At 73.7% G+C, this 881-nt stretch carries 2 protein-coding genes; both read right to left on the bottom strand.

Annotation, left to right across the window (positions count from 1 at the left end):
• A partial coding sequence (locus tag A612_RS05580; RefSeq protein ID WP_040436180.1) for an SAM-dependent methyltransferase occupies nt 1-230 on the bottom strand: 230 nt, incomplete at its 3' end.
• On the bottom strand, nt 223-881 hold a 659-nt coding region (ybiB, locus tag A612_RS05575; RefSeq protein ID WP_019373548.1), incomplete at its 5' end, for a DNA-binding protein YbiB. The genes A612_RS05580 and ybiB, both read right to left, overlap by 8 nt.

The raw sequence follows: 881 nt of genomic DNA, 5'->3' as shown, positions 1-881 counted from the left end.
TGGGGCGTGCTGCAGCAGCCGCCGCGCTTGCCCACGCGGATCACGCGGGCGTCAGGCGCTGCCAGCGCCACGATGTCTTCGCTCACCAGGTCGTCGACCAGCAGCACGGTGGCGGCCTCGATCGCCCGCAGGGCCTTGAGGGTGAGCAGTTCCGGGTCGCCGGGGCCGGCGCCGACCAGTGTGCAGCTGCCAAGGGTCGTGCGCTCTAGTGGAAAGGGGTGGTCAGGCATGGGAAGGCAGCTCCTGGATGTGGCGGGCAAGTTGCAAAAGGTGGTGCAGCTGGCGTGCGAGCGGGGCCGGCAGGGGCAGGGCGCCGTCCAGCACGGCGCGGGTGTAGCGGGCAGTGGCCGCCACACCGATGTCCGTGGGCAGGCCGGGCACGTCCTGGTCGGTGCCGGGCTGCTGCGCAGCGTCGAGCACGGGCCGCCCACCGACGAAGCCGTCGTGGCGGGAGAGGCGGCGCGGGTCGGCCACGACCTCGCCTTCCAGGCCACGAGAGATGAAGAGGTGCATGCGGCGCTCGCGTGCCACGGCGCAGGACAGTTCCAGGTATTCTGCGTGGGTGTAGCTGCTCACGAGCAGTGCGGCGCCGGCGCAGGGGCTCGCCAGCTTGGCGACGCTGTGCGCCGGCGTGCGCAGGCCGATCACCTCGCGCACCGCCAGCAGGCGTGCCAGCCCCGGGTGCAGGGCGGCCGTCGCGACCTGCACCACGCTGCCGGGCGCGATGGCCCCGGGCGACGACGAGACGGGCACCCCCAGCGCCTGGAGCACCTCGCTGGCGCTGGTGCGCCGCGGCTCGGTGCGCATGCCGTGCAGCAACACCGGCAGTCCCTCGCGTGCCAGCAGCAAGGCGAGCAAGGGCGTGAGCACCGGCAGCCGGC

The sequence above is a fragment of the Melaminivora alkalimesophila genome (assembly GCF_000282995.1).
GTDB lineage: Bacteria > Pseudomonadota > Gammaproteobacteria > Burkholderiales > Burkholderiaceae_C > Melaminivora > Melaminivora alkalimesophila.
The sequence above is the reverse complement of the archived record's forward strand: the minus strand, read 5'-3'. Positions and strand labels throughout refer to the sequence as shown.